Source organism: Arthrobacter sp. M4 (assembly GCF_020251205.1).
In the GTDB taxonomy this organism is placed as follows: Bacteria; Actinomycetota; Actinomycetes; order Actinomycetales; family Micrococcaceae; genus Arthrobacter.
The window spans coordinates 56646-82673 of the sequence record NZ_JAIWYX010000002.1 but is presented as its reverse complement, the minus strand read 5'-3'; the positions used below and the strand labels follow the sequence as shown (position 1 = coordinate 82673).

Genomic DNA, 26028 nt, shown 5'->3' with positions numbered 1-26028 from the left:
TCAGAGCTACCCAGTGGACACGGACCCCAGCACAGCCGTCCTTGCTCCTTCGTGAAACCACCCTGCTCACCCTCACTTCGCCGACCTCGACCGATAGGCTCCGATCACATGAACGACCAGGAAGTGCGCCGCGGCGCAGGTATCTACAGCAAGCCGGTGCTGGGCTTCTACGACCTGCTCGTCGTGAAGTTCTCCAATTCGCTGGCCTGGCGATGCCCCAGCCAGCTCATGCTAGACCAGTACAACCGTTGCATCGGCACCCGCCATCTCGATGTCGGTCCCGGCACTGGTTGGTACCTCGCCAATGCCGACCTCCCCGAATCTGCTGAGATCACACTCATGGACCTCAACGAAAACAGCGTGGAGCACGCAGCGTCCAGACTCGCCCACACCCACGTAGGCACCAGAGGTGTGACCGCGAACGTCCTCGAACCGATCCCCGAGGCTCTCGGCCAATTCGATTCCATCGCAGCGAACTACGTCTTCCACTGCGTTCCCGGCTCCTGGGCGGACAAGGGCGTAGCTTTCAAACACCTGGGGGAGCGGCTCGCTGCTGACGGTGTGCTGTTCGGCAGCACCATCCTGGGCAGTGGCGTGAGCCACAACCTCATCGGCCGCGGCTTCATGGCCCTGTACAACCGCCTGGGCATCTTTCATAACCGCGAAGACGACGCCGCAGGACTTGAGGCTGCACTGCGGCGAAGCTTCGACCAAGTGAAGGTCGACGTCATCGGTACCGTGGCGGTGTTCAGTGCACGAACCCCGTTGCGAAACGGCAGGGCAGGTGGACTCGATTAAAAGTCGAGCCTGATGACTGCATCCCGCCCTTCAGCCCCAGACCTGACTCCGGTGGCGGTGATGCGCACATTCTGCACGGAACCGTCGACCCGGCGAAGCGCCAGACCCATCGATTGAGAACGAGCGGTATCCCTCGCCGCAGCCGCGATGAACCTGTGCAACTCACCTGAAGCGTCAATGGCAAATTCACCAAGGCCGCCGACATACCCGAAGTCTTCCCGACGCCACGATGGCGACGTCATAAGAACATCCAGCGTTGCAGAGTCGACGACGGCCATCGGTTCCTTGGCCAGGGCCATCACTCCGCGAAGCACGTCGTCCACGCGCCCCGCATTGGCGTCTTGCTCGAAGGCCATATCGTGAAAAATCTCCGGGGCCTCGTAACTGAAGCCCTGCAGATAGATCTTGTCGTGATCGGGCTCGATCGGCGGAATCACGCCGACCAGGCGCATGTGCCGACGGTCCTGTGAAGCCGTGCCGTAACCTGTGACGATGTTGTAGGTCAGGCACCGGACCTTTCCCGTTACGCCCATCAGCCCGTCCTGGATGCCGTCGCGGATGAGGCTGTTCACGCGCATCCGGTCGGACTGGTCGATGAGCTCGCTCGCCCATTCCCCGGCTTCCCAATAGCCACTGCGCTGCTGGGCGACGCTTGTGTCGACGTCATAGATACGAAACAGGTTCCGGTCCCAGTACGTGCGCCGGCGCAGTGTTGGTTGACCGTCGGCGTCACGCTCGATCTCCCATTCCCAGCCACCGACCAGCGGTGGTTCCGGAAGCGGATCAGCCGCCTTGGCCACGCCAGCGAGGACACCGATCACCGTGGAGGTACGTGGAGAGAAGACGGGCCGCACCTCAACTGCCCACTGCTCGTCCGCATGGGGGACTGTCTCGGAAATTACATTGCCACTGCGCATCACCTGGGCGATGCGGTTCTCATCAAGTAGAAGACGCCTGGGAATTGCACGCGTGGGCTTCCGAGCGGAGACCGGACCACAGGGCTTGTCGTCCACCAGAACCAGCTGCTTGCCGTCGCTTCCGCAGAAAAGGCCCCAGGAACCTACATCCAGCTGGACCTGCATGATCAAATACCGCCTGAGACCTGCACAGTGGCCCCCGACATGTAGGTATTCTCCGCGGTGTGAATGATCGCCGAAGCGACTTCATCTGCCGTCCCGAACCGACCCAGCGGGATTCCTTCCAGCATTGCCATCCGTGCCTCCTCAGCAACATCAGCCATCATGTCCGTATCAGTTGCGCCGGGAGCAACGACGTTCACCCGGATGTTCCGGGCTGCGTACTCCCTGGCCATCGATCGTGCAAACGCTTCCAATGCCCCCTTGGATGCAGTGTAATTGCACTGGCCGACAACGCCGTACTTCACGGACATGGATGAAACCAGCACGATCGATCCGCCGCGCTGCCGCAGCATCGGCCCCAGGGCCGCCTTGCAGGCCAGCATCGGCCCGATCGCATTGACCTGCATGACCTCGCTCAGGTCCTCCTCGCTCATCCGCATGAGCAGCTTGTCGCGGGTGATCCCTGCTGCGACGACGAGCACATCCAGACCACCCAGATCGGCGGCAGCCGCCTTGACCCCAGCCGCGATCGAATTACCGTCACGCACATCCATCTCGAGGGGGAGCACCCCCTCGGGTACGGTCCCCCCGGTACGATGCGTACCCGCCGTCCGGTAGCCGGCGGAGAGCAGGCCTCGAGCCGTGGCCGCCCCGATCCCGCGGGTTGCACCGATCACCAGGGCAGTTCTCCCCATGTCGCTCATTTTTTTCTGACCCTCCCAGGTTGTAAAGTTGTGACACGGAACTTTACTGGACTTGTACCCCTTCGTTGACAAACGACAGGCGGTGTCCGCTCTTCTCGCTATTTAGAGGAACGCTGATGCCTGCCTTCATTCCATCCGCTGCGACCGCCGATACGCCTCGGAACGGCCAGCCCCGTCACCCCCTGTTCGCCCGACTGATGCGCAAAGGCGCAGCCAAGGTCGGTGCCACCAGCTGCACCCCGAAGCCCGCTCAGCTCGACCTCTTCGACTGGCCGAACGAGTTGAGCCTCGAAGCACTCGGGAAAGCCATCGCCTCAGCTTGCGGCCTCGAGATCGTGATACGGCCCATCCCGGATGAGATGCGCCATCATGAGGTCAGCGGCCTCACCACTGTGATCGGACGAGTGGCCCACGTCTTCTACGACCCTGAGCTCCCGCCCCTCAACATTGAGCAGACAATCCTCCACGAGTTCGCGCATATCCTGCACGGCGACGTCCGGGCCGACACCGACTGCACCCATCTGCGCAGCATGTTCGACGATCCGGTGGAGAAGCGCGCCGAGACCACCGGCATGCGGCTAATGGATGCTCTGCACCGGAAGCGGCGGGCATCGGAAGAACGCAGCGAGGTCCTCGCCTTCCTGTCCGGATCAAACGAGGACGGTGAGATCTGATGACTGAGATCATCATTGTCGGGATCACCATGGGCCTGATCATCATCGTCTCCGCCCTGTATCAAGGACGCCGACGCCGGGTTAACCTTCTCAGGGTCACCTGTGCCGCCCTCTTCGTGGCCACGGTCTGCCGTGGCGTGGAGCCCCCCTTCGACGGACCTGCCGTCGACCTCCTCAAGCGCCTTGCCATCCTGACCGCCCAGGTATCCGTGGCGCTGCTCATCCTCACGTTCCGCGCGACTCCGCTTTCACGACGTGCAACCCGGTTCATCTACCTGTTCGCCGGGATCATCGCCCTGGGCGAGGCCGTGCTGGTGTGGTTCATCCCCGTCCATGCCGACGGCACGATCTACGACCGGGTCGACATCGACGCCGCCCTTGCCCACAGCCAGGCCTGGGCACTGATCTCCTACAACTTCCTGTACCTCTCTGCATTTGCCGCGGCAACTGCCGTAGTTGCCGTCGGCTGTTGGCGGACCATGACGCAGAAGAACCAACCCTTCTCCGCCCGCCTTCCGGTTGCATTCGTCTTTACGGGGGCCATCGGATCTGCCCTGTTCATCGGCTCATCACTCCTGGACCTCTTTGGCAGTCCGGTCGCCGGCGGAACTGAACTGAGGACACAGCTCCTCGTCACCGTTGTCAGCTTCTTCTTCCTGGGACTCGCAACAGGGGTCATCCGCCGCATCAGCATAGAAACTCAGTTGAGGCTCGCGCTCCGCCTCGCGCACGAGGTCGTCGTACCTCTGTGGCGAACGACCACCACTCTTCACCCCGACGTAAAGCTTCCGCCCGAAGACAGGCAGGGGTTCGATCAGCTGATGACGCTCTCAAGGCTCACCATCGAAACCCACGACGCGCTCAGACTCATCCGCGAGGACCACGACCCCGCACTGGAACCCCTGCACCGGCAGCACCCCGAGGATCCGCACCTGTCGGCGGGGCTGGTGCGCCATCTCAGCGGCGAGAACGCCGTTCCCAGCCTCGGGTGGTTCACACTCGCCCTGAGCCGGCTCCGCACGCTCAAGCTGAAAGACGACGAAACCCTGGCCGCCTCTGTGCAGAGCCTCTACGAGATCCGAGTAGCGATGAGTGCCATGAATGGGACGGGCGGGCGATGACCGGGAACGGGACGAAAATCCGCATCCCCGCGACCGGCGATCCTGCGACCCGGGCCGCCCGGATCCTCAGTGACGTGTTCGCGCCCGCTGTGTCCGTGTTCCTCATCTGCGTCCTCTGCGGCGTCACAGGTCACCCGCATATATGGGTTGGTCTCGGATGGGGCATCCTGATCGGCTCTTTCTGCGCAGTGATCCCGACAGCAACCATCCATGTCGCCGTGCGGCGCGAGCAGCTCACCGATCGACACGTCACCCGGCGCGATCAGCGCTGGTGGGTCTTCCTGGTCTGCGTGGCGTCTGTGCTTGGAGGCATGGCAACAGCGATGCTGCTGGACGCACCGCGCCCGCTGCTGTGGATCCTGCCGACGATGGTCGCCGGGCTCGTCCTTGCCGGGGGAGTGACCCTCCTGGGACCAAAAGTCTCCATGCACGCGTTCTGCTTCACCTCCCTCGTCGTCCTCGCGGCGATGCGGCTCTCGCCCTGGTGGCTGCTCGCCCTCCCAACCCTGCTGCCCGTGGTCGCCTTCGCCCGACTGAAGCTAAAGCACCACACACGCCTCGAGCTCGCACTCGGATCCGGCCTGGCGGCCGCCGTGATGCTCGGAGCCAGTGCCTACATGCCCACCGCCGGCTAGGACTGCCCGCTGCTCCGGCGCAACCGGAAATATGCCGATGCCACCGCATTGGAAGATCTTCCACTAGTATGAAGGTGTCGTCGCGTGCACCGTTCGCCTCGATGACTTCATGTCTGAAATCACGAGGAGGATCCAGCTCCGTGACCATCGCCCAGCGACTAGAACGCTTGTTCGCGGAGACGGCGGGACCACACGGTCGCCCCGTCACCCTGCAGGAAATCGTCCAGAGAATGGAGCAGCGCGGCATCTCCTCGATGTCGCTCAGCTACCTGCAGCAACTGCGCAAGGGGGAGGCCCACAATCCCCGCCTGCAGCACCTCCGAGCCCTGGCCGACGCCTTCGACGTCCCCCTGTCCTACTTCCTGGAGGAGAACGAGCCAGACAGCGCCACCGAGCAGGAGCTGACCCCGCAGGAGCGTACCATCGCCCTGCGTGTGCACGGGCTCAGCGACGGCGCACTGGCCAGCATCCGGGCCATTGTGGAGCTGGCGCGCAAGAGCGAGCAGCTCGACGACCCGCCCAAGAGCCCTGATTCCGCTCAAGACTGATCCCGCCGCGGGGTCCCACCACCCTGCGGATGTCTTCCTCGCGCCGGCGTTTGGTATTTGAGTGGAATCTTTTCCACTCCTATGGCAGGATGGGAACCACAGCCCGGCGATTCCGTACATCGTGATGTCCCGCCGGACTAAGGTGATCACGCCCGTGAAGGAGCATCAGATGGTCGATATGCAGCCCCCCTCCGACGAGTTCCGCGGATTCGACGAGGCCCGGTCGATCATGTGGTGCTACGAAGCCCGCTCACGCACCTATGCCCGTCTGAGCCAGACGGACTTTCTCGCCAACGACGCCGTGGCCGCCGTGCATGTCGAGAACACCTCCCGCGCCGACCGCGTCTTTCTCACCGCCTTCGACCGCTCCGGCGGGCTGCTGTTCGGCGACACGCTTTACATCGACGACCCGGCACAGCGGCTCGACGTCACACCCGAGTTCGACCACGACTTCACCGGTATGACCGTCGCCGCTGGCTCCGAACTTGAGGAAGCCGTCGAACGTGAGAACGGCTGGGTGGTCAACCTGGATGCCCTGCGCGACTACGACCCGCTGGAGGACCGCCGGACCACGCAGCGCGCGGTGCTCCTGGCGCACCTCGGAGACATGATGGCCAGCGGCCAGGCCCGGGGTTTCCTGTTTGACAAGCACGACGCTGCCGAGGACCCCGGTGAGGCCGACACCGACGCCGCCTGAGCGCGGCGCAGCACTTCTTCCGGCGCTCGATCGACCTCGCCCGGCTTCGGCCGAGGCGGGGTCTTTTGCTTCCCTGGGGAACCGGTGGAAAGACCGTGGACCGGCTCACGCCGGTCCCGGGGGTCGTTCCGTGGTGGTCGCAGCCGCGCGGTGCGCGGCGCGGCCGCCGTTACCGAATCGTCTGTTCTTGAGAGCCACGACCCACAGGAGTAGCCCATGACCGTCCCTCTCCGCGCAGCCCAGCTGCCCGTCAAGTACGAACGGGCCGAAGGCTCCGCCCGGCACGGCCGGACCATCTACGAAATCGCCGGCTCCGGGCTCTACCAGGTGACTGCGGCCAGGGAAGAGTTCGCCGTCTCGACGCTCACGCAGTCGGGATGGACGGAGCTGATCACGCTCGACGAAGGCGACGGGGTCTCGAACGTCCTGGAGGCCATGCAGATCTGGCTGGACATCCAGACCCCGACGCCCCCGGCCGGCGACAGCGCCGCAGGGCAAGGCGGCGGTGCCGATGACTGACCCGACCGGAACGATGGCAAGCCTCACCGAGAAGGCCGCAGCCGCTGTCGTCACCTCCCGGGGCCTCACCCATGAGGACGGGGAGTCCGCCCTCGCAGCCCTCGGCTGGGCCCAGGGCGCGGCGATCACCCACGAGGACGCGTTCCGTGCCTTCACCCGGGCCCTGATCGATGAACTCGGCGTGCCGGACCTCCTCGCCGCCAAGATCGAGCTGCTCGCCGAGTACAAGCTCGACTACCCCCAGGACTACGCGCCGGACGACGTCGCCCGCATGCAGGCCGAGCTGGCGCGGCTGCGATCGCTGCAGCAGATGCTTGAAGGACCCGCCGACTGACCGTTTCCGGACACAGCAAGAGGCCCGGACTGCGCTGAAGGTCGGCGCAGTCCGGGCCCCAGGCCTGTTCTCACGCCGTGGGCGGGATGAGCAGCGAGGCCCCGGCATAGATGAGATTCGGATCCTGGATCCGGTTCTTCTCGACCAGGGCCCCGATCGGCACTCCGGTTCCCGCCGAGATCTCCGTGAGGGTGTCACCCCACTGGATCACGTACACCCGCGGCTGTGGCTTCGGCTCGGGGACCTGCGCCGGCTTGTCCTCGTCGCCCTTGCCCGACGCCGAGGTGCCCAAACCCTGGCCGTCCGCAGAGCTGCCGTTACCGGCCTTGGCCTCGAAGGCGTCCGGGACCCCGTTGCGGTCCCGGTCCGGCAAGGTCACCGTCACGGTGCCCTCCTCGTGCTGGGAAGCTGCCGCCGCATCGCTCGCCGGGCTCCGGTCAGCAGTGAGGAGCTGCGTTGCGCCCCAGCCGGCGAACAGCAGCGCGCCACCGGCCATGATCCCGGCCGCCAGCACCGGTCCACCGCCATAGCCCAGGGGCCCAAGCCGGTCCCGCCGCTGCACCGCCACCCGGGCCGGGGGAGCCGCATCAGCGACCTTCTCCTCGGGCCTGTGCATCGTATCCGTCATCCCTGTCCCTCTCTATCCAGCTCACTATTTGCGACCATTCGAGTCCTCATGCACATTCTACTCGTAGTCCAGTGCATCTTGATAGAATAGGAGAAGGGATAGACGAGTCACAGACCAATCCGACGGGCCGCCACGAACCACCGAATCACTCAACAGAAGGAACCCACCACCATGGCCAACTACTCCATCTCCGCCAACCAGCTCACCGAGGGCACCAGCGTCTTCATCCGCGGCAAGCTCGCCTTCGCCCGGCTGACCAGCCTCATCGAGGGTGCTGCCCTCGCCGCCAGCGACCAGCGCAAGGTCCAGAACGGCATGAGCCCCGTGGGCAAGCCGCACACCACGGCGACGATCACCGAGGCCGAGGTGCAGTTCGCCGACCCGGCGAACCCCACGGTCGAGGAGCAGTTCGTCTCCGAGCGCCGCTACACCTCGAAGAAGAACCCAGCCTCGGGCGCGAACTACTCGATCGACTCCAAGGGCACGAACCTGCCGATCATCGCGATCCCGTCCGAGAAGGGTGATGGCACCTACGACCAGGACACCTCCGGCCAGGAGCTGGCACAGGGACTGGACGTGACGCTCGTGCTGCGCGTCTACAAGCCGAAGAACTTCGCCAACCGCGGCCTGTCGCTCGACCAGGTGATTGTGCACGAGACCCCGCGCTACTACAACGCCGGTGGCGTCGCCAGCGGGGAGCTCGCGGCCCGCGGCATCGTCTTCAACGCCCCGCCTCGCGCGGTCCAGGCCCAGCCGGGCTCGGGCTCCGCCGTCGGCAACGGCGAGGAGCCGGTCGCCACCGAGGTCGAGGACGGCTTGTCCTTCCCGGCCCCGCAGCCCGCCGTCGCGGCTTCAGTCGCGGCTCCGGTCCCGGCCCAGGCCCACGCGCAGGTCCTGACCGAACCGGTCGGGGCGACCCCGCAGGCGGCCCCTGCCGTGGCTCCGGTTGCCGCCCCGGTCGCGGAACAGCCGCAGCAGGAGACGCCCGAGCAGAAGCTCGCCCGCCTCGAGCGTGAGAACGCCGAGTTGAAGAACTCGGGTTCGGCCGTGGGTGCTCCCGCCGGCCAGGGCCCGTGGGGCGGCTCCGGCGATGCCCAGCAGGCCGGCATCACCTACCAGGGCTGATCCAAGGCCGATCCGACCGACCGAACCCCCAGACGAGACCCCCGTGCAGGCATCCATGCCGTACGGGGGTCTCGTCTTTCAGGGCCGGAGTGCAACCCGGCCCTGTTTTCATCCGCTCCCGACAAGAAGGCATTGATGTGACCGCCGTCGATCCCCGCGCGATCTTCCCCAGCTTCTATGACAACCCCGCGATTCGCGCCCTGGCGACCGCCTGCCGCTGGACCATCTCCGGCCGGCTCGGCGAGCTCGACGACGAGGACTCCGGCCGCAAGGCACCGATCGATGTGCGGCACCTGCTCGACGGCTGCAATCCGGGCTGCCGCCACGCAGGCCCCCTGCGCGGAGCTTTCGCCCTGGACGCGACCTGCCTGCTCACCCTCGACCAGCTGGCCGACACACTGCCGAACGCGGCGAACACTGCCTTCTACCTGCAGGCCCCCTCCGACGGTCTGATCGTGATCGACGTCGAGCCCGGTTGCCCGCCGGACGTGGCCGCAGACATCCTGCGCCTGCCCGGAATCCTGTACTCGGAGCTGTCGATGTCGGGTCGGGGCTTCCACCTGGTCGCCCCGCTGCCTGCCAACCTCCACGACTTCCCGATCGCCGCCGACAAGCGCGTCCTGCGCGAGGAGCACGGCTGGTACGAGATCCTCCTGGACCATTGGTGCACGTTCACCCGCAACCCGGTGCCGCAGCGGATCGTCGAACACGTTGCAGCGCGACCAGCCTCCGACCGGTTCTCTTCGGTGGCGGACCTGTATGCAGACCTCGCCGCCAGGGCCAAGCCGAGCATCAGCATCCCCTCGAACGCAGTCGGCACCGACGGCGAAATGCCCGACATCCCGTACGCCGAGGCCATCGTCGAGCAGACACTCGCCGGCTCCCGCGACCGGCTGAAGACGCCCGAGGACTTCGACAACGACCGCTCCCGCTGGGAGTTCTCCGTCCTGGGTGTCCTCTACACCGGCATGCAGCTGCCGTTGCGCACCTACCGGTCCTTCGGCGCGCAGTTCTCCTCCGGTGACGAGGCCTGGCTGCTGTACAAGACCTCGCTGGCGGTGATCGAGCCTCGGCCCAAGCACGCCCAGATGCGCAACGGCAGGCCGTTCCTGCTGGACCGTGCCGCTGCCCTGGTGGCGGCACGGGAAGCCTCCGCCGAGGCGGGGTGAACCTTTGGGGGGTTGCCCATCGGTTTGGCGGTGGAACAAAGACTGGATCGGGCGGAGCCCGATCGGGGATGGGGAGGCGGTGGGCTTCTGAGCCCGACCGCCCCCGTCACCGGGCCTTGTGGCCCTGCTTCCGACATGTCCCGTACGGCGCTCCGCCCTGCCGTGGGTCCGTCTCCCGTCTCACCTGCTCACAGCTCACCCACGACCAGAAAGACATTCCCATGAAGTTCAACGACACCCTGACGACTCTGATCCAGCAGTCCCTCGAGGTCGGGGCCACGCCCGCGCTCATGGGCGAGCCCGGCATCGGCAAGTCCTCCTTCGTCGAGGCCCTCGCCTACTCGATGGGCACCAAAGCCTTCGTCCTGCCCTGCAACCAGCTCGCCGACAAGGCCGACCTCACCGGCGCGCGCCTGGTGCCCTACGAGAAGACCGACGGGACGCAGTCCTACAAGCAGGTCTTTTACCCGCACCAGGTCATTCAGGAGTGCATCGACTACGCGCTGGAGAACCCGCGCGAGTGGCCGATCCTCTTCCTCGACGAGATCAACCGCACGACCTCCGACGTGACCTCCGGCGCGCTCACCCTGGTGACCCTGCGGCGCATGGGCCACATCGAACTGCCGGAGAACGTGCGCCTCATCGTGGCGGGCAACGACAAGGGCAACGTCACGACTCTCGACGAGGCCTCGCTGTCGCGCTTCGCGATCTTCCACGTCGAGCCCGATGCGACAACCCTCATGTCCGTCCTCGGAGACGCGCTCAACCCCTGGGTGAAGAAAGTCCTCACCCAGCACCCCGGACTCATCTTCCAGAAGTCGACGCCGAACTCCATCGTGGCCGACGGCCGTGATGACGACGATGACGACGGCAACGTCACCATGGCCGAGCTGTTCGACGGCGGCGAGGAGATGAACCAGCTCACCACGCCGCGCACCATCGACCACCTCTCCCGGTGGCTGAACCGCGTCGACCGCCAGGAGCTGGCAAGCCACCTGGCGACCCCGGTCCAGATCGGCGGCCGCGACACCTCGCTGCTCAACGAGGCGATCGAGGCCTTCACCGGCGACACCATGTTCACCACCCAGCTCGTGGCGGTTATCGCCGAAGACCTCGCATCGAACTCGGGCGGCCCGGCACACAACCGCGTCAATGTGCCCAAGCCGAACTGCTACGCGACCCTCAAGTCCGCGGGCACGGTCACCGACCTCGCCGCGCAGATCTCGGGCCTGACCCAGAACGAGGTCTCCGGCTCGCTGCTCTACGCGATGAAGGAGAAGGACGACAACTCGCGCCTCATCGAGCAGCTGGCGCAGGCCGCCGTCCAGATTGAGCCGGAGCACACGCGCACCCTGTTCGAGCTGGTGACCACCGGGCAGTTCGACCGGCAGAACCTGGAGGCCTTCCTCGAGGTCGACTCGCCGATCGTGGCCGCGGTCAAGCCGTCCCTGTCGGCCTTCCTCTGAGCCGACCCGGCACCGGGCGGGGGGGGACGCCACCGGCTCCGTTCCGGAGCGTCCCCCGCCATCCCACGACACCCGTCGCCTCAGACCGCATTAGGAGACCACGATGACGATCACCGTCACGAACCAGAAGCCGGCGGTGCTCGACGCCCTGCACACGATCTCGTGCACGGGCGACTACGACCCCATGCCGGCCATCCAGAAGGTCCTGGTCGACCCGCTGCTGGAGCCGCTGAACCCCAGCGCTCCGGCGAGCATCGTCGACGGCTCGGGCCACGACATCACCGGCGACGTCCTGGACATCGTCATGCGCTGCCTCGGCGAGACGATGGACCCGGCCGCCGAGAAGAACGCCAAGGCGCTGCTCGGGCAGACCATGGTCAGCTATGACCAGGGCACGCCCCTGCCGGTGGGCGAACTGTTCGCTGTCCAGGCCGGGCAGCAGAACAAGTGGCCCGCGCCGTCAGCCCGGGTCCTTTACTCAGCCCAGAACGATGTCATCCCCGCGGCCAAGGGCCTGCTCGCAGGCTCCGCCGACGAGAGCGCCTTCTTCGCCTCCGTCGCCTACACCTACCACCCGAATACCCTCGGGTTCTGGTTCCAATCCTCTGCCGCGTTCGACGGCTTCAAGATCTGGCTGAACCAGCAGGTGCGGACGATGGCCGGCGCGAACGCGATGCCGGCGGACACCCTCCGGCTGCTGAACGACTTCGCGAACCTCTCGCTCAAGGGGCTGACCGAATCGCTGCTGCTGCGCAAGGACGACTCCGACGGCAACGACGAGTTCTCTTTCGCCCGGCTGGTCATCCGCATGCTGATGACCTACGTCGACCAGCAGCGCAAGGCCGCCTCAACAGGCGCGGCCGCCCTCGACACCGGCATCATGCCGTTTACCGTCGGGGAGCTGTTCTGCCCGCGGTCGCTGGTCCTGGTCAACGTCGAGGCCCACGCCCGCGCCACCGCCGCGAAGGTAACGGGGGAGTGGAACCTCATCAACCAGTCCCTCGCCTCGCCCGTGAAAGTCGTCTCCAACGCCGCGCTGTCCAAGCTGACCTCGCTCCCGCGGGCAGCTGCCAGGGCCGCTGCCATGGGCGCACGGCAGCAGCCGGGACAGCCGGGCTCGCGCTCGGCCCAGGTGAAGTTCCGCAAGGCCCCGCCCACGAAGCTGGACCTGTTCAAGGACATCACCCGGGTGCTCAAGCGCATGGGCAAGGTCAACAAGTCCCAGAACGTCTACCGGACGACGAAGACGACCTTCCTCAAGGCCAACCGCCGCAACCCGGACGACTTCAACAAGCCGGGCCGGATCACCTCGCTGCAGTACATGCCCGACCTGCACGTCTTCATCGACACCTCCGGGTCGATCTCCGAGGAGAACTACCAGGAGGCCGTGCTGATGCTCATCCGGATCGCCAAGAAGCTCAACGTCAACCTGTACTTCAACTCCTTCAGCCACATGCTCTCCCAGGAGACGCTGCTGAAGGTCGAGAACAAGTCGACGCGGCAGATCTGGCAGGAGTTCCGGAAGGTGCCCAAGGTCACCGGCGGCACCGAGTTCAAGCAGGTGTGGGACTACATCAACGCCTCCCCGGTGCGCAAGCGCCGGCTGTCGCTGATGATCACCGACTTCGAGTGGTCTCCGCCCTCGACACGCGAGGAGCACCCGCCGAACCTCTACTACGCCCCGTGCTCGGCCATGGACTGGAAGTACATGGTCCGTTCCGCCGAGGCGTACGCGAACGGCATGCAGCACATCGACCCGAGCATCCGGCAGAAGCTGCTGGGCATGGTCCTCTGATCCCGCTCCCGGCCACAGGGGAGACGCCGACCGGCCGAGCCGGCCGGCGTCTCCTCCTCCCTCAGACCTACCCGTAACCCTGCCAGGCATCCCGGCGCGCCCACCCAGCGCGCCGCCCGGCGAACCCCACCGAAGGAGGGACCCGCGATGGGCCTCAACAACTTCACGTCGGGCTCCGACGACGACACGAACAGCGGCGGCACGCCTCCGAGCTTCCCGCCCATGGGCGGCATCCCCAGCCAGGGCGGCCAGTCCGACGACGCCGTCAAGGAGCTCCTCGTCGACTACAACGAGAAGTTCAAGAACGCTGACCCGACGATGTTCCGCGACGCGCTCATCGAGCAGGTCCTCTCCGTCCTGATCAGCCGGAACAAGCCGAACGTGCTCCTGAAGGGCTCCGCCGGCGTTGGTAAGACCCGGATCGTCGAGGACATCGCCCGCCGGATCGCCCTGGGCGACACCCTCATCCCGGACCAGCTCAAGGGCTTCACCGTCTACGAGCTGCCCATCACCAACCTCGTCGCCGGCTCCGGCATCGTCGGGCAGCTGGAGGAGAAGGTCCAGGCCGTCATCGACTTCGCCTCAGACCCCAAGAACAAGGTCATCCTGTTCATGGACGAGATCCACCAGATCACCGGTGGATCCACCTCCCACACCGACTCGGTGCTGCGAAAGGTCTCGCAGGTGCTCAAGCCTGCCCTGGCCCGCGGCGACATGCGCGTCATCGGTGCCACCACCTCCACGGAGTCCCGGGCCTTCGACGACGACCCTGCCTTCGCGCGGCGCTTCACCCCGCTCATCGTCGACGAACTGACCGTCGAGCAAACCCTCACGGTGCTCGGCAGTGTCCGTCCGGGCCTGGTGGCGCACTACCGCCACCAGATCGCGGTCTCCGACGACGTCCTGGCGGAGACGGTCCGGATCGCGGAGGAGAACTCCCGTGCCGGGCAGCACCGCCCCGACAGCGCCATCACGCTGCTGGACCGGGCGATGGCCGACCGTGTGCTGGAGCAGAAGAAGCTCATCGTCCAGGCCGAGGCAGCCGGAGACACGGCACTCGTGAACACCTTGCGGTCGATCCCGCAGGTGCCGCTGACTACGAAGCGCGTCCTGGACGTGGCCAAGCGTCTGATGACCGGAAACGCCCAGCGCCCGGAGTTCGACGTCGCAACCCTCCGGGCGACCCTGCTGGACCGCCTGCGCGGACAGGACGACGTGCTCGAGAAGCTCGTGGACCGCCTGGCCCGCGAGGAGCTGGACCTGTTCCCGACGTCGACCCCGACAACCTGGATGCTCGCCGGAGCCTCGGGCGTGGGCAAGACCGAGACCGCGAAGATCATTGCGGAGCAGATGACCGGCACCGAGCCGATCATTCTGAACATGACGGAGTTCCACACTCCCTCGGACACCGCGAAGATCGTCGGGGCACCTCCCGGCTACGTGGGCTCGGATTCCAACCGCGAGCTGCCGTTCGACACGCTCGAGTCCAACCCTCACCGGGTGATCCTGCTCGACGAGTTCGAGAAGGCGGACAAAGCCGTGCAGCGGCTGTTCCTCTCGGCCTTCGACGAGGGCTACATCCGCAACGCCCACGGCAAGGTGCTGGACTTCTCCAAGGCGCTGGTGATCTGCACGACCAACGCCGCGCGGGAAGCCCTGAACCGCAAGCCGGTCGGCTTCGGCTCGGCCCCGCCGGCGGTCTCCCACCGGTCCCTGACCAAGGAGCTGGCTCAGTTCTTCGACGCAGAGCTGCTCGGGCGGTTCTCACTCGTCGTGGGTTTCAACCCGGTCGACGAGCAGGCCTACCGGGAAATCCTCGCGGCGGAGTACAGCCGCCAGCGCGAACGGATCCTGGACGCCAGGCCCCGCCTGGGCCAGACGCTGCCCGCGTCGATCCCCTACGACGAGCTGCGTGCCGTCGCCGAGGAAACCTACGTCGACTCCCAGGGTGCGCGTCCGGCCGGCAAGGCCGTGCGCGTGTGGATCGAGGATCGGCTGCTCGCCGCCCAGGCTGCGTCGGCTGCGTCGACTGCGTTCATCCCACCCGCAGCCGCCGTCTCCGACGAGCCGGAGGCGCTGGCCGTCGATTGATCCGGCACCACACTGCGTTCGAGCGCCCCTTCCCGGATACCCGGGGTGGGGGCGCTCGTGCGTGCGCGCACCGCGTTCGAACACAGGAAGAAGGACGTCACTGCCATGACCACCACGACCACCACCGCCGTCGGCACAGTCCGTTCGGCACAGCCCGAAGACAGGAGCGAGCAGATCTGCGACGACGCACTGCTGCTGGTCTCCGCCCACTCGGCGGACGCGGCCGACTGCCGTGATCTCGCACTCATGCTCGGCCTTGTCGAGGTGGACCCCTCCGGGTCCGTCACCAAGGCCAATCCCTGGAACGCCGACTGAGGGTGCTTCCCGCCGGGCCTACCCAAGAGGTGAGCCTGCGATTGACCGCCGCGCGCATGGGTAGCGCGCGGTGTCCGGGTCCGCGGGGCTGACGCCGCCGCGCCCGGATTCAGGGGCCTCACGGCCCCTGACGGGTGGGTTGAGAGGAGCGCGGGAGGGCTCGTCGCCAGAGGCGAGCCCTCCCGCTCTCATGCCCGCGCCCGTGACCCAAGCGCTCGTCTACGAGCATTCGACTGACCATTCGTCTCCTGTGAGAATGGTCTATGCGGCTTCCATTCGACAAACCCTCTCGACCCGCCTACTGATTCGTTCGAAGAAAGACGACACCATGCCTATTCTGCTTGACGACATCGACCTTTCCGCAGCCGCCGTCGCTGCCCAGAAGACCGTCGACCCGAAGTTCTTCTCCTCGCGCCTGACCGGGTCCGGCAAGAAGACCGGCCTGCTCAATGAGAGCCTGCGGCCGATCAACACTGCGACCAACACCGCCTACGCGGTTGACCGCGACATCGAGGTCAAGCAGAGCTCGACCCACCACGACATCACCACCGCGCTGGTGCCGCTGGCCCCGATCACGCGCCGCTCCCTGCTCTCGGGCGGGTCGTTCACGCTGCCGGTACCGCATGTCGATGACCGCTTCGAGCTCGACATCGCCACGCCGTCCAACTCCTGGGACGTGCACTTCGACATGACCCCCCAGGCCCTGACCGTGTACGAGGACAAGTCCGGCGACAAGATCCGCCGTGACCTGGTGATCCAGTACCGCCTGGAGCTCTACTTCCTCAAGCAGGGCGTGGCCGAGCCCGAGCGCGCCGTATCGGTGTCCCGCTCCATCGGCTACGGCAACCACGACGCGGCGGTGTTCCTGCAGTGGGACACCAGCCCCGCAGAGAATGCCCGCGACGTCATCGAGGATGTGCTCTCGGCCGCAGGGTTGAGTGCCACCAACCTCGACAAGCTCGCCGACTGGATGGACGAGTACCCGATCTACGAGCGCATCACGCGCCTGGCCCAGATCTGGGACTCCGAGGCCATCTCGGACACCGTCTGCCAGTACGTGCAGGACATGCCGGCCAGCCCCACCGAGGAGCAGCTGAACATGCTCGCGGTGCAGCTGCGCTACCTGGAGAACTACAACGTCCCGCTGGAGGCCTACCGCCGGATCCACCAGCAGCTGGACACCACGTTCTCCGCTCCGATCGCGGCGAAGCTGTCCAAGCAGAACCTCAGCCTGCTGATGAACCACACCCTCGACCACCTGGAGCGCATGAAGGGCCAGCTCATCACGCCGCCCCAGCCGGCCACGGCCCCGGTCTTCCCGCCGCACCTGTCCAAGCAGCAGCTCGACGCGCTCAGCACGCACGAGCCGCTCGTGATGACGCAGGCCGGCGCGGGCACAGGCAAGTCGACCGTGATCCTCGAGCGCATCAAGTACCTCGAGACCTGCGGGGTGCCCGCCAGCGACATCACCGTCCTGTCGTTCACCAACGCCGCGGCCGACAACATCACGGAGAAGAACCCGAACGTCGGCTCGATGACGATCGCCAAGATGATCATCGACATCTATTCGATGAACCACCCGACCCACAAGGTCTCGGCCATCGACACGATCATCAACTCGATCGACATCTTCTACCCGAACAGCCAGTTCGCGGCGACGTTCCGACACCGCCTGCTGGAGGTCGACCAGAACAAGACCGGCGCGTTCACGGCCCTGAACACCTTCGTCGAGAACCACTTCGACGAGGTGATCGCGCTGCTCGACCGCATCGAGCAGACCTCGCTGGAGCTGCAGATCATCATCTGCTACCAGAAGATCGATGACATGTCCGAGCCTGCCCACGTGCAGAGCAAGTACCTGATCATCGACGAGGTCCAGGACAACTCGGTCTTCGAGTTCATCTACGTGCTGAAGTACATCACCAAGCACGCCCAGTCGCTGTTCATCGTCGGCGACGCCAGCCAGACGCTGTACGAGTTCCGCTCGGCCAACCCGAGGGCGCTCAACACGCTGGAGGGCTCGGGGGTCTTCGCAACCTTCCGGCTCACGACGAATTACCGGAGCAACCAGGAGATTCTCGACTTCGCGAACGTCGTGCTTGGCGGTCTGGAGACCAACCAGTTTGCCAACATCCAGCTGCAGGCCAACTCGCTGGCGGTGCCCACGGCCGACTCCTTCCAGGAGAAGGTCACCCTCAACTACCACGAGGTGGCCCGCCTGACCGGCTTCATCGCCAACGACCTGCAGCCGCTCGTGCGCAACACGGTGATCCCGGAGTACGTTCAGGCCTGCCTGGACCGCGGCGAGCAGGTGGCCTTCCTGGCCTACGCCCGCCGTGAGGTGGCGCTGATCCAGGAAGTGCTCGAGAAGGCCTACCCGAACAAGCACGTGGCCTCGCTTGTCAGCGACCGCGTCTACGCCACGGACATCTTCTCGAAGTACATCAAGTTCTTCTGGAACGACGTCCTGCAGGTGCAGCCGGCCAACGCCTCGTTCGTGGTCTCCCAGGGAATCAAGGACAACATGGGCAAGCTGACGAAGAATGCCGGAAACGTCAACGTCGAGAAGGCAATCCTGCGCACCATCTCCGAGTGGTGGGTCGAGAACAGCGCCGCGATCAACGGCTGGGTGGCCCTGTGCAACCAGGGCAGCCTGCCTGCGAACGTGTTCTTCGACCGGCTCCGCGACAACCTCCTGTCCTTCGAGATCACGCGCAACCAGCAGAAGCTGAACGTGAACAAGCAGAAGAACCAGGAGCGCAAGCGGAAGAACCTCGAGTCCAAGGCCGATCTCGTCGTCTCGACGATCCACGGTGCCAAGGGCCTCGAGTTCGACAACGTCGTCGTCCTCTACAAGGAGGACGCGAAGATGACCCAGGACACCAAGCGGATGTTCTACGTCGCGTTCACGCGCGCCATGAAGAGCCAGTACGTGCTCTCCTACGGCACGGCGAAGAACCCGCCAATCCAGAGCAGCTACGAGCAGATCGTCAACGCCCTCACCGAGCGTGACGAGAAGAACGCGCAGCGCGCTGCGGGCATCGACCCGACCCTTCTGGTCGACGACGAGGACGCCGGTACCGCCGGCGACCAGCAGCAGGTCGCAGAAGCCGTCTGACCGACGGCACCGGCGCGGGCGCTCCACCTCCACGAGAGGTCCGGAGCGCCCGCGCCTCCTGCTTCCCATCCCACACACACACACAGCCAATGCAGCTTCGAAGGAGCACGCCATGACCGCCACTGGAATCCAGGCCGGCTCAGAGGAGCTCGTGCCGGGCCCCGAGAGCGCCTACGACCTGATCATCTGCCACGACGACCGGATCGTCTTCCACGACCACTACCCCTCGCCAGCATTCCGGCTGCGCATGTGCGCGCAGCTGCTGACCGCCTCGGACGTCGTCCTGGGCGAAATCGACGCCTCCGCCGCGAACGAAGTGCACGAGCTGTACCAGTCCAGCTCCGGGCAGTGGGAGAGCGCCCCGGACAGCGTGGTCAACGCCATCGCCAAGCTCTGCCGCCGATGGGGCGTCCAGGTCTACGTGAGCACGACCCGCAAGAAGACGGAGGTTCCCGCCGCGCTCTATTCGGTGATCACCGAGTACGGCCCCGGACAGACCGTCGCCGAGCACTTCACCTCCAGAGAGGCCCGCCGAGCCAGCCTCATCGAGCGTGCCGACATGTTCTTCAGCTCCCGCGGCAGCATCCCCGAGCGGGTGCTGGCCGACGAGCAGCGCCTCGCCGCGCTCGTGGGTGCGTTCCTCATGCCCGCCACCGTGCTCCTCACCGAGGCCGTGCTCGACGAGGCCGACGGCCACTACAAGCCCTCCGGCCGGCCACTGCCGATCCTCTGAGCTCCACCCGGGCGGACGGCCCGACCACAACCCTGACCAGCAGACCCGGAAGGGACCCGCCATGTCCGCACCTGACACCGTCAAGCCCGAGAACCCGTACGCCCGCACGTACGCCGACTTTCTCGCCCAGACCCGGGAGCACGTCCTCGTCGTTCTGCACGACGAGGACCTCTACCGCCACTTAAGGATCCAGGCCCCAGGCACCCGCATGTGGTCCTGGGACGTCACCACCTGGCCCGGCCACCTGGCCACCAGCGGCGACATCGCCGACGGCTACATGTTCACCCGAGAACCAGACATGATCGGGTTCTTCGCGTCGGCCGGCAAGAGCGAGGGCTACTACTCCGACGGTGCGCCAAGCATCGACTTCCGCTACTGGGCCGAGAAGCTCTGCGGCGGCCGCTCCCGCGAAGTAAAGCAGTACGACCCGGATCTCTTCATCCAGCTGGTGCGGGAGCACCTCGAAGAAAGCGAGGGGTTCGGCACCGAGGCCCAGGAGGTCCACCATCAGCAGTTGGCGCTGCTGGCGCGCCTGCACGAACTGCGCGGCCTTGACGGGGACGCACAGTTGGCGCTCTTCGAGGCCCACTGGACCGCCGAGGAGCACCTCGCGGCCGCCAGCACGGTGCTGAACCACGAGCGCCGGAACGCGGCCGCTGCCGCGCGTGCTGCCCTCTGGAGCACCGACGGCATCCCCGACGAGAAGTTCGACCGGCTCACAGAGGAACACAACTGGATGGAGCTGGCCGACATCGAGGTCCCACGACATTCCCCTGCCGAGCGGCGCATGGAAATCATCGAAGACGCCCGCTGGCACGCCGACAGCGAGTCGGAGGCCCACAAATGGCTGGCTGAGCACGAGGACACCGTCGGCTCCGACACCTGGGAGTGGGACCTGCGCGACTGGGACATCCACTTCCTGTTCACCTGCTACTGCATCGACCTGGCCGTGCGCCTCTACCGCGAGCACGCCGCCGCGAAGACACAGCAATCCGCCGCCTGAGCCGACCCCACCCACATCCCGACCCAAGGAGAACCCATGAGCGCCGATATGCTCACCGCGGCCATCGCCGTCCCGGCCGACCGTACCAAGCCGATCGACTTCGAACGTGGCCGCCTGATGGTCGAGGAGACCGCGGGCCCTGAATCGTTCCGGTTCGACGACCCCGAGTCCCAGCTCGAGGAGCTGGTCGAGGACTTCGACCCCGACGTGCACCTGGACGCCGAGGGCGAGCCGACCCCGGAGGTCATCAAGCGCGTCGGCCGCAGGATCATCGACGAGCTCGAAGAGGCGCTGGACTCCAGCGAGACGGACACCATCGAGGTCGCCGGCTATCGGCTGTACCTCTCCGGCGGACTCTCCTCGGGCGATTCCCCCACCGACGCCGCCGACGCGATCTGGAACGCCCACCACCTGCCGGTGACCGTCCTGCTTGCCATGGGATTCATCCCCGACTGCCGCAGGCCGCCGTCCCGGACCAACGGGAACCCCGGACCTGTGACCGACACCGACATCGTCGACGCCATTGCCCTCGGCCTCGGCACCAAGCCGGAGTGGTCCGGTGCCGACGAACTGGAGTGGATCGCCAATGCGATCGGCTCCGTCCGGCCGCACCCGGGAGACCGGGACCCTGCCGAGTACCACGCGGAGTTCACGGAGCAGCACGGCTTCGATCCGGTCGACGACAACTTTCTCATCGGCTATGTCAGCCAGTACGACAACCAGGAAGGCGGGGACTGACCTTGGCCAGCGGTGTTTTCATCCTCTGCGCGTGCTGCGCCCTCAAGCTCGTGAACGACGACGAGTCGGCCTGCCGCGACTACCATGGCCACGACCACGCTCCGCTGCAGGTGCCGGCTGGCACCGCGATCACCCAGGGTCCCCACGAATGGGCGGGCTCTCTCGAACTGACCTGCCATGGCCATGAGGACGGGACCATCCAGCCCCTCGGGGAGTACTGGGTGGCCCAACCCGGTCCCGCACCGGCCGAAGAAGGAGTGCGATGAGCAGCCGGACACCAGCGCCCGATGCCCTCTTCGACGCCGATCTCTGCCAGCCTCTCGGCCGGGAAGACTGGGTTGACCGCTTCGACTGGGTGATCATCGACGGGCGCGTTGTGCACGCGCCCGTCACCTGGACATGGACGTGTCCCACATGCGGAGAGTCCGGCGTCATGCCCGATGGTCCCGACCTGCTGGCAGCCCCGCACGGGTCACAGCATGCTGCAGGACTTTTCGGGACGATCGTCCCGCTCGACGTCGGGGCCGAGCGTCCGACTGAATAGCCTCCCCGCCCGGAAGGAGGGGCCCATCATGACAGAAATCAGCACTGCCACGGCCGCGGTCCTCTCGCCGGCCGTGATCGTCGACATCGACGGGACGGTCGCCACGCACACACTTCCCGACGGACGCTTCATCAGGGGACACCACGAGTACCGGCTCGTCCCCTGGGACCTGCCCAACCCGCCAGTGATCGAAACCGTGCGCGCCCTGCACGCTGCCGGACTTGAGATCGTGTTCTGCTCCGGCAGGCCGGTCCTGGACGACAACGGCTGGGACGTCGGCCGCGCGACCTACGCCTGGCTCATTGAACATGTGGGGGAGTGGACCGCCAGCTGCCCTCTGTTCATGCGCGGACAGGGCGACCGCCGGCCGGACGACATCATCAAGCCCGAGATCTACGAGGCCTTCATCCGCGGGCGGTGGGACGTCCGGCTCGCGCTGGATGACCGGCCCAGGGTGATCCGCGCCTGGCAGGCCCTCGGCGTGCCGGTGTTCGACGTCCAGCCCGGCTCGGGCGAGTTCTGATGCATGGCCCGCGCCCTCGACCCGCAGTGGGCCGCAGGGCGCGGGCCTGCTTCTCTTCAACTGCCCCGCTACGCCATTCCCCAGCGACTCAGTGTCCATCAGGAATGGTGGGATATGAGGCACTGGCATCCCATTCGACCACGAATAGACTGGAACCATGACTGACGACAAGACCCCCCAGGCCCCGCGCGAGGGCTCCCTGCCGAAGTTCTCCGTGAACGTCGCCCCGACCCAGAAGATTACCGCCGCCGACCTGGGCACCCTGCTCGAGCGCTTCCGCGCCGGGGATGCCGAGCCCTTGATCTTCGGTGACGGGAACGTCCCCGAGGCCGCCGTAATCCCGTTCGCCGACTTCGTCGACCTGCTCCGGCGGGTCCACGCCGACGAGACTGCCTTCCAGGCCGAGCTCTCCCGCCGCATCCATGCCTCCGACGCCTCCGAGGAGCCCGGCCTGACCCTCGATGAGCTCGGCGATGAGCTGGGCGAGCCTGCCCGGTCAATGATCCGCAAGGTGCTCGACGATGACTGAGGGGCTGCGGATCAAGGTCCATCTCAGCCCCGGGGCCCGCCAGGACATCGAACGGCTCAACCAGCGCGCCCTGAAGAATCCGCACAGCCGGGACGAGGCGCTCCTTGAGGCCACCATCGTCATGCTCCACCGGCTCAACGGCCGCCGCCACCCAACTAAGCCGCTGGACTACGACTCCCGCTTTGCCGACCTCTCCGACTGCGACACAACCTACGTCGGTGCGGACCCCCATGAGAAGCCGCCGCTGCGCATCGTCTCACGCGACATCAGGCCCGAGCCGCCCGGCGGCATCACCCGGCGCGAGATCATCGCCATCGGCGCACGCCGCGACAGTGAGGTCTACCGGGCAGCCGGCCAGCGCCTCGGGCGGCCCGTCGGGGTCACCCTCGACCAGCTCGCCGCCCAGCGCCGCGCATCCGCGGCGAAGAACCATGCCCCGCAGGCGGGCAGGGGGCTCGACACACCCGCACCCGTCGGTGCAGACCTCGAGTTCGACTGACCATTGGGCCTCGTTTCTGTTCGTCATTCAGTCTTTCTCATAGAATGGGTGGGAATGATGATTCGATGGAGACGGGATGAGGGCGCTGGTGCACGACTACGACACGGACCACCAGACCTGGGATCCGGCAGTCGCGGAACCACGCCGGGGGATGAACCCACGGGTGCAGCTGAGAATCCGCCGGAGCCTTGCCCTGGCGATCGCCCTGGGAATGGCCTACGGCATCTTCCATGTGGTCTTCCGCACAGATGTTCTTGCGCCGGTGCTCGCTTACGCCGAACCCGTCAAAGACGGGATCACATGGGTGATCGAGGACCCGAAGCGGGCCTGGATGGCCTTCGCCGTACTCGTCATCCCGCACATTGGGCTCTACTACCTGCTGTTCGAGGACCGGAAATGAGGGGACTGGCCATGTTCAGGAACACCAGAACGATCGTGGGGCTGTGCGTGCTCAGCGGAGTCTCGGTCACCGCCGTCATCAGCTGGGCTACCGGATTCTTCGCCTGGGCCGTGGGCTCCACCCGCAGCCTGTGGAATGGCTTCATCGCCTTCCTCAACTCGCCGTTCAGCTGGGAGCACCTCGCCGCCGGCGCGGGCGTGCTGCTCATCCCGATCATCATCATCGTCGTAATCTTCGCCATCGCAGATAACTGACCGCGCGGCATCTTTCGCGAAACCCGCTCCGGCTGCCGACTCCTGCCCAGTGGGCAGAAATTGGCTGCTTAGGCCCGCGACAGCTCGGAATGCCGCTCGAGGCTGTACCGGATCAGATCCATGGCCGGGGTGAGGGCCCAGACAAGCAGCCTCATGGTCGGCCGGTTTTCCTTGGCGATGACATCATCCGGCAGAGAAGTTGACTGCGCCGGCTTCAGCACGGCATCCGCGGCCCAGCGCCTGCCGTGGGCAAAACCCGAGCACAGCTGCCATACGGACAAGGCGGACGTCCTGGGCACCAGGTCACGGACCTGCGTGAGTATGTGCGTGCTGCTGGGGAGAATCAACTTTCCAGCGGCCCCGGAGGCATCGAGAATAGCCTGCAGTTGCGCCTTGTCGCTGTCGAAGTCCGGAAGCGTTCCCTGAAGATTCGGATGGCGACGTGCCAGTTCGCTGTACGCAGTCTCGCGGTCTTTGGCTACCTTCAGCGACAGAGACAGCGAACGAACTATCCTGGTCGCCTGTTCTTCTGGCGCTGAAATCCAGGCGGCCTGTGCGGCGCACTCAATGGCTGCCCTGACCAGCGAGAACGGGGCAAGAGTATGCGATGCTCCGGCACCAATCATGATGCTGTCTGTCCAGCGCGTGCAAATGATCGATCGCGCTGACTACCGCATTGGCGATGTTGTGCGACGCCTGGTGGGGTTTGATGAGCCCATCGTCCTGCGCCAGACGGCTTCCGGCTTCCGGGATCCACGCCTCGTAGGAATCCCGGAAGCCCAGCCAGGTCCTCAGCTCCTGAAAATACGAGTCGGCAATCTCGAACTCTTCAGGTTCATCTTCTCGTCGCATGACTCCATTCTTCACATGGCTACATTCTTTATCGCCAGGCACGCTGGAAGCCTTCCGGGAGGGATACTTCTGTCGGCGACAACTCAGGCCTGACCCGCATGAGGCGGACTGAATGTCGGAATGCCTGACCCGACCAGGCTATGTCGGCCGAGACTTCAACCACCAACGGCTCCACCAAAGTCAGGCGAGTGGTGCCGCCCTCCTTGGTGAAGCGGTCCAGCACCCGTTCGCTGATTTCCTCCGGCCATGGATGCCTTCCCCGGGGAGGACGAAGATATGTGGCCAGATCCCTTCCCGCACGAGCCGTCAAGGACGTGGACCTGCCGACAATCCGCAGCCGTCCGTGTACCGGCAAACCCACCACCGCTGCCCGCGGGTGCGCCATGGGACCTATGACCGCCGCAAGAACCACATCAAGGGCGCTTCTGCTCTTGACCTTCAGCCAAATTCGCCGGGGCTCGTACGTCTGCCCTTCACCCTTGATCACAATTCCTTCCACGCCCGTGGCGGTCATGTCACTGAACCACGTGGCCGCCAGGGCCCGGTCGCTGGTCACCGGTGACAGATGCAGTGGCGGAATCCACCCGCGCGCCAGTTCCTCGAGCAGAGCCCGGCGGTCCCGGAATTGAAGCCCGCGGGTATCCTGCCCGGCCACTGCCAGGACGTCGAAGGCGATCAGCGAGGCAGGGCTTTTCATCACGAGTTCTGCAAGTCCCGCCTTTGAGCTCACAAGGCGCATCTGCAGCGCGTCGAAATCCAGCCGCCCTTCGGACCACACCACAACTTCGCCATCGACAACACAGCCCGGAGGGATCTGCTCACGCACGGAAGCCAACACGTCCGGAAAGTACCTGCTCAGATCCTTGCCCTGTCTGCTGTAGAGCCACGCCCCATCCGAACCGACCAGGCACACTGCCCGGAAACCGTCGAACTTCATCTCAAAGACTGAGCCGCCGGACAGTGCGTCACCGCGTGGAATCGACTCCACGGCCTTGGCCAAAGCAAGGGCAACAGGAGGATGCAGGGCGGCCGGCAAACCTTCGAACATCGTGGGCACAGCGTAAGCCCAGCGAAGCAGGGGTGGAAACAAGGCTTCCTCCCGGCTGGATACAGCACCAAGCACCGGGAAGCGTCACA

Annotated in this window: 31 protein-coding genes; 25 read left to right on the top strand and 6 right to left on the bottom strand. The window is 65.8% G+C overall.

From position 1 onward, the window contains the following. Positions 1 to 108: 108 nt before the first annotated feature. The gene (locus tag LD110_RS03915) at positions 109 to 798 is read left to right on the top strand and encodes a bifunctional 2-polyprenyl-6-hydroxyphenol methylase/3-demethylubiquinol 3-O-methyltransferase UbiG (protein WP_225496554.1); all 690 of its coding nucleotides are present in this window, start codon (positions 109 to 111) and stop codon (positions 796 to 798) included. On the opposite strand, the gene LD110_RS03910 is transcribed toward LD110_RS03915, so the two are convergent. Further along, positions 795 to 1880, bottom strand: coding sequence for a hypothetical protein (locus tag LD110_RS03910; RefSeq protein ID WP_225496552.1), 1086 nt, complete (start codon positions 1878 to 1880; stop codon positions 795 to 797). The two genes, LD110_RS03915 and LD110_RS03910, sit on opposite strands and share 4 nt — an antisense overlap. Positions 1881 to 1882: 2 nt before the next feature. Further along, positions 1883 to 2572 carry an SDR family NAD(P)-dependent oxidoreductase gene (locus LD110_RS03905; RefSeq protein ID WP_225496550.1) on the bottom strand — a complete coding sequence of 230 codons (690 nt, stop codon included), beginning with the start codon at positions 2570 to 2572 and terminating at the stop codon, positions 1883 to 1885. Between the two features lie 125 nt (positions 2573 to 2697). On the opposite strand from LD110_RS03905, the gene LD110_RS03900 reads away from it, so the two are divergent. The 7 genes from LD110_RS03900 to LD110_RS03870 all read left to right on the top strand — a co-directional run bounded on the left by LD110_RS03900 (position 2698) and on the right by LD110_RS03870 (position 7109). Then, positions 2698 to 3255 carry a hypothetical protein gene (locus LD110_RS03900; RefSeq protein WP_225496548.1) on the top strand — a complete coding sequence of 186 codons (558 nt, stop codon included), beginning with the start codon at positions 2698 to 2700 and terminating at the stop codon, positions 3253 to 3255. Beyond that, positions 3255 to 4376, top strand: a complete 1122-nt coding sequence (locus LD110_RS03895; RefSeq protein ID WP_225496547.1) for a hypothetical protein — start codon at positions 3255 to 3257, stop codon at positions 4374 to 4376. Before LD110_RS03900 ends, LD110_RS03895 begins: the two co-directional genes overlap by 1 nt. Next, on the top strand, positions 4373 to 5011 hold the full coding sequence (locus LD110_RS03890) for a hypothetical protein (protein WP_225496545.1): 639 nt from the start codon (positions 4373 to 4375) through the stop codon (positions 5009 to 5011). The genes LD110_RS03895 and LD110_RS03890 overlap by 4 nt, the downstream gene beginning before the upstream one ends. 140 nt (positions 5012 to 5151) lie before the next feature. After that, positions 5152 to 5559, top strand: a complete 408-nt coding sequence (locus LD110_RS03885) for a hypothetical protein (protein ID WP_142938874.1) — start codon at positions 5152 to 5154, stop codon at positions 5557 to 5559. A gap of 169 nt (positions 5560 to 5728) precedes the next feature. Next, positions 5729 to 6256, top strand: coding sequence for a hypothetical protein (locus LD110_RS03880; protein ID WP_225496543.1), 528 nt, complete (start codon positions 5729 to 5731; stop codon positions 6254 to 6256). 216 nt (positions 6257 to 6472) lie between these two features. Further along, a complete protein-coding gene (locus tag LD110_RS03875) occupies positions 6473 to 6775 on the top strand; it encodes a hypothetical protein (protein ID WP_225496541.1) in 303 nt (100 codons plus the stop codon). Further along, positions 6768 to 7109: a hypothetical protein gene (locus tag LD110_RS03870; RefSeq protein ID WP_225496539.1), complete on the top strand. Its 342-nt coding sequence runs from the start codon at positions 6768 to 6770 to the stop codon at positions 7107 to 7109. Before LD110_RS03875 ends, LD110_RS03870 begins: the two co-directional genes overlap by 8 nt. Before the next feature lie 70 nt (positions 7110 to 7179). On the opposite strand, the gene LD110_RS03865 is transcribed toward LD110_RS03870, so the two are convergent. Further along, the gene (locus tag LD110_RS03865; protein WP_225496537.1) at positions 7180 to 7737 is read right to left on the bottom strand and encodes a LysM peptidoglycan-binding domain-containing protein; all 558 of its coding nucleotides are present in this window, start codon (positions 7735 to 7737) and stop codon (positions 7180 to 7182) included. 171 nt (positions 7738 to 7908) lie between these two features. On the opposite strand from LD110_RS03865, the gene LD110_RS03860 reads away from it, so the two are divergent. From LD110_RS03860 to LD110_RS03780, 17 genes are all read left to right on the top strand, one after another. Beyond that, positions 7909 to 8862 carry a hypothetical protein gene (locus LD110_RS03860; RefSeq protein WP_225496535.1) on the top strand — a complete coding sequence of 318 codons (954 nt, stop codon included), beginning with the start codon at positions 7909 to 7911 and terminating at the stop codon, positions 8860 to 8862. 137 nt (positions 8863 to 8999) lie between these two features. Continuing rightward, entirely contained in the window at positions 9000 to 10031 is a 1032-nt protein-coding gene (locus LD110_RS03855; RefSeq protein WP_225496533.1) for a hypothetical protein, read from the top strand. 221 nt (positions 10032 to 10252) lie between these two features. Beyond that, the gene (locus tag LD110_RS03850) at positions 10253 to 11497 is read left to right on the top strand and encodes an AAA family ATPase (protein WP_056387461.1); all 1245 of its coding nucleotides are present in this window, start codon (positions 10253 to 10255) and stop codon (positions 11495 to 11497) included. 103 nt (positions 11498 to 11600) lie between these two features. Next, the gene (locus tag LD110_RS03845) at positions 11601 to 13292 is read left to right on the top strand and encodes a hypothetical protein (RefSeq protein ID WP_225496531.1); all 1692 of its coding nucleotides are present in this window, start codon (positions 11601 to 11603) and stop codon (positions 13290 to 13292) included. Positions 13293 to 13439: 147 nt separating this feature from the next. Continuing rightward, positions 13440 to 15383 (top strand): AAA family ATPase, encoded by a 1944-nt coding sequence (locus tag LD110_RS03840; protein WP_225496529.1) that lies wholly within the window; start codon positions 13440 to 13442, stop codon positions 15381 to 15383. A gap of 105 nt (positions 15384 to 15488) precedes the next feature. Beyond that, positions 15489 to 15698, top strand: a complete 210-nt coding sequence (locus LD110_RS03835; protein WP_225496527.1) for a hypothetical protein — start codon at positions 15489 to 15491, stop codon at positions 15696 to 15698. 328 nt (positions 15699 to 16026) lie between these two features. Next, a complete protein-coding gene (locus LD110_RS03830) occupies positions 16027 to 18816 on the top strand; it encodes an AAA family ATPase (protein ID WP_225496525.1) in 2790 nt (929 codons plus the stop codon). A 112-nt stretch (positions 18817 to 18928) separates the two neighbouring features. Then, positions 18929 to 19549: a hypothetical protein gene (locus LD110_RS03825; RefSeq protein ID WP_225496523.1), complete on the top strand. Its 621-nt coding sequence runs from the start codon at positions 18929 to 18931 to the stop codon at positions 19547 to 19549. A gap of 61 nt (positions 19550 to 19610) precedes the next feature. After that, positions 19611 to 20552 carry a hypothetical protein gene (locus tag LD110_RS03820; protein ID WP_225496521.1) on the top strand — a complete coding sequence of 314 codons (942 nt, stop codon included), beginning with the start codon at positions 19611 to 19613 and terminating at the stop codon, positions 20550 to 20552. Between the two features lie 36 nt (positions 20553 to 20588). Further along, the gene (locus LD110_RS03815; protein WP_225496518.1) at positions 20589 to 21290 is read left to right on the top strand and encodes a hypothetical protein; all 702 of its coding nucleotides are present in this window, start codon (positions 20589 to 20591) and stop codon (positions 21288 to 21290) included. 2 nt (positions 21291 to 21292) lie between these two features. Further along, positions 21293 to 21556, top strand: a complete 264-nt coding sequence (locus LD110_RS03810; protein WP_225496516.1) for a hypothetical protein — start codon at positions 21293 to 21295, stop codon at positions 21554 to 21556. Further along, positions 21553 to 21834: a hypothetical protein gene (locus LD110_RS03805; RefSeq protein ID WP_225496514.1), complete on the top strand. Its 282-nt coding sequence runs from the start codon at positions 21553 to 21555 to the stop codon at positions 21832 to 21834. The genes LD110_RS03810 and LD110_RS03805 overlap by 4 nt, the downstream gene beginning before the upstream one ends. A 28-nt stretch (positions 21835 to 21862) precedes the next feature. Continuing rightward, the gene (locus tag LD110_RS03800) at positions 21863 to 22357 is read left to right on the top strand and encodes a hypothetical protein (RefSeq protein WP_225496512.1); all 495 of its coding nucleotides are present in this window, start codon (positions 21863 to 21865) and stop codon (positions 22355 to 22357) included. A gap of 157 nt (positions 22358 to 22514) precedes the next feature. Continuing rightward, positions 22515 to 22886: a hypothetical protein gene (locus LD110_RS03795; RefSeq protein ID WP_225496511.1), complete on the top strand. Its 372-nt coding sequence runs from the start codon at positions 22515 to 22517 to the stop codon at positions 22884 to 22886. Then, complete coding sequence (locus LD110_RS03790) at positions 22879 to 23385, top strand: hypothetical protein (RefSeq protein WP_225496509.1); 507 nt, start codon at positions 22879 to 22881, stop codon at positions 23383 to 23385. The genes LD110_RS03795 and LD110_RS03790 overlap by 8 nt, the downstream gene beginning before the upstream one ends. Before the next feature lie 76 nt (positions 23386 to 23461). Continuing rightward, positions 23462 to 23785, top strand: a complete 324-nt coding sequence (locus LD110_RS03785) for a hypothetical protein (RefSeq protein WP_225496507.1) — start codon at positions 23462 to 23464, stop codon at positions 23783 to 23785. 11 nt (positions 23786 to 23796) lie between these two features. Beyond that, positions 23797 to 24039: a hypothetical protein gene (locus LD110_RS03780; RefSeq protein ID WP_225496506.1), complete on the top strand. Its 243-nt coding sequence runs from the start codon at positions 23797 to 23799 to the stop codon at positions 24037 to 24039. A 68-nt stretch (positions 24040 to 24107) separates the two neighbouring features. Here LD110_RS03780 and LD110_RS03775 read toward each other — a convergent pair whose 3' ends face one another. From LD110_RS03775 to LD110_RS03765, 3 genes are read right to left on the bottom strand one after another with little or no spacing between them, the layout of a single operon-like run. Continuing rightward, entirely contained in the window at positions 24108 to 24665 is a 558-nt protein-coding gene (locus LD110_RS03775; protein ID WP_225496505.1) for a hypothetical protein, read from the bottom strand. Beyond that, positions 24604 to 24891, bottom strand: a complete 288-nt coding sequence (locus tag LD110_RS03770) for a hypothetical protein (RefSeq protein ID WP_225496504.1) — start codon at positions 24889 to 24891, stop codon at positions 24604 to 24606. The genes LD110_RS03775 and LD110_RS03770 overlap by 62 nt, the downstream gene beginning before the upstream one ends. A gap of 28 nt (positions 24892 to 24919) precedes the next feature. Continuing rightward, a complete protein-coding gene (locus tag LD110_RS03765; RefSeq protein WP_308012405.1) occupies positions 24920 to 25981 on the bottom strand; it encodes an ATP-dependent DNA ligase in 1062 nt (353 codons plus the stop codon). Between the last annotated feature and the right edge of the window lie 47 nt (positions 25982 to 26028).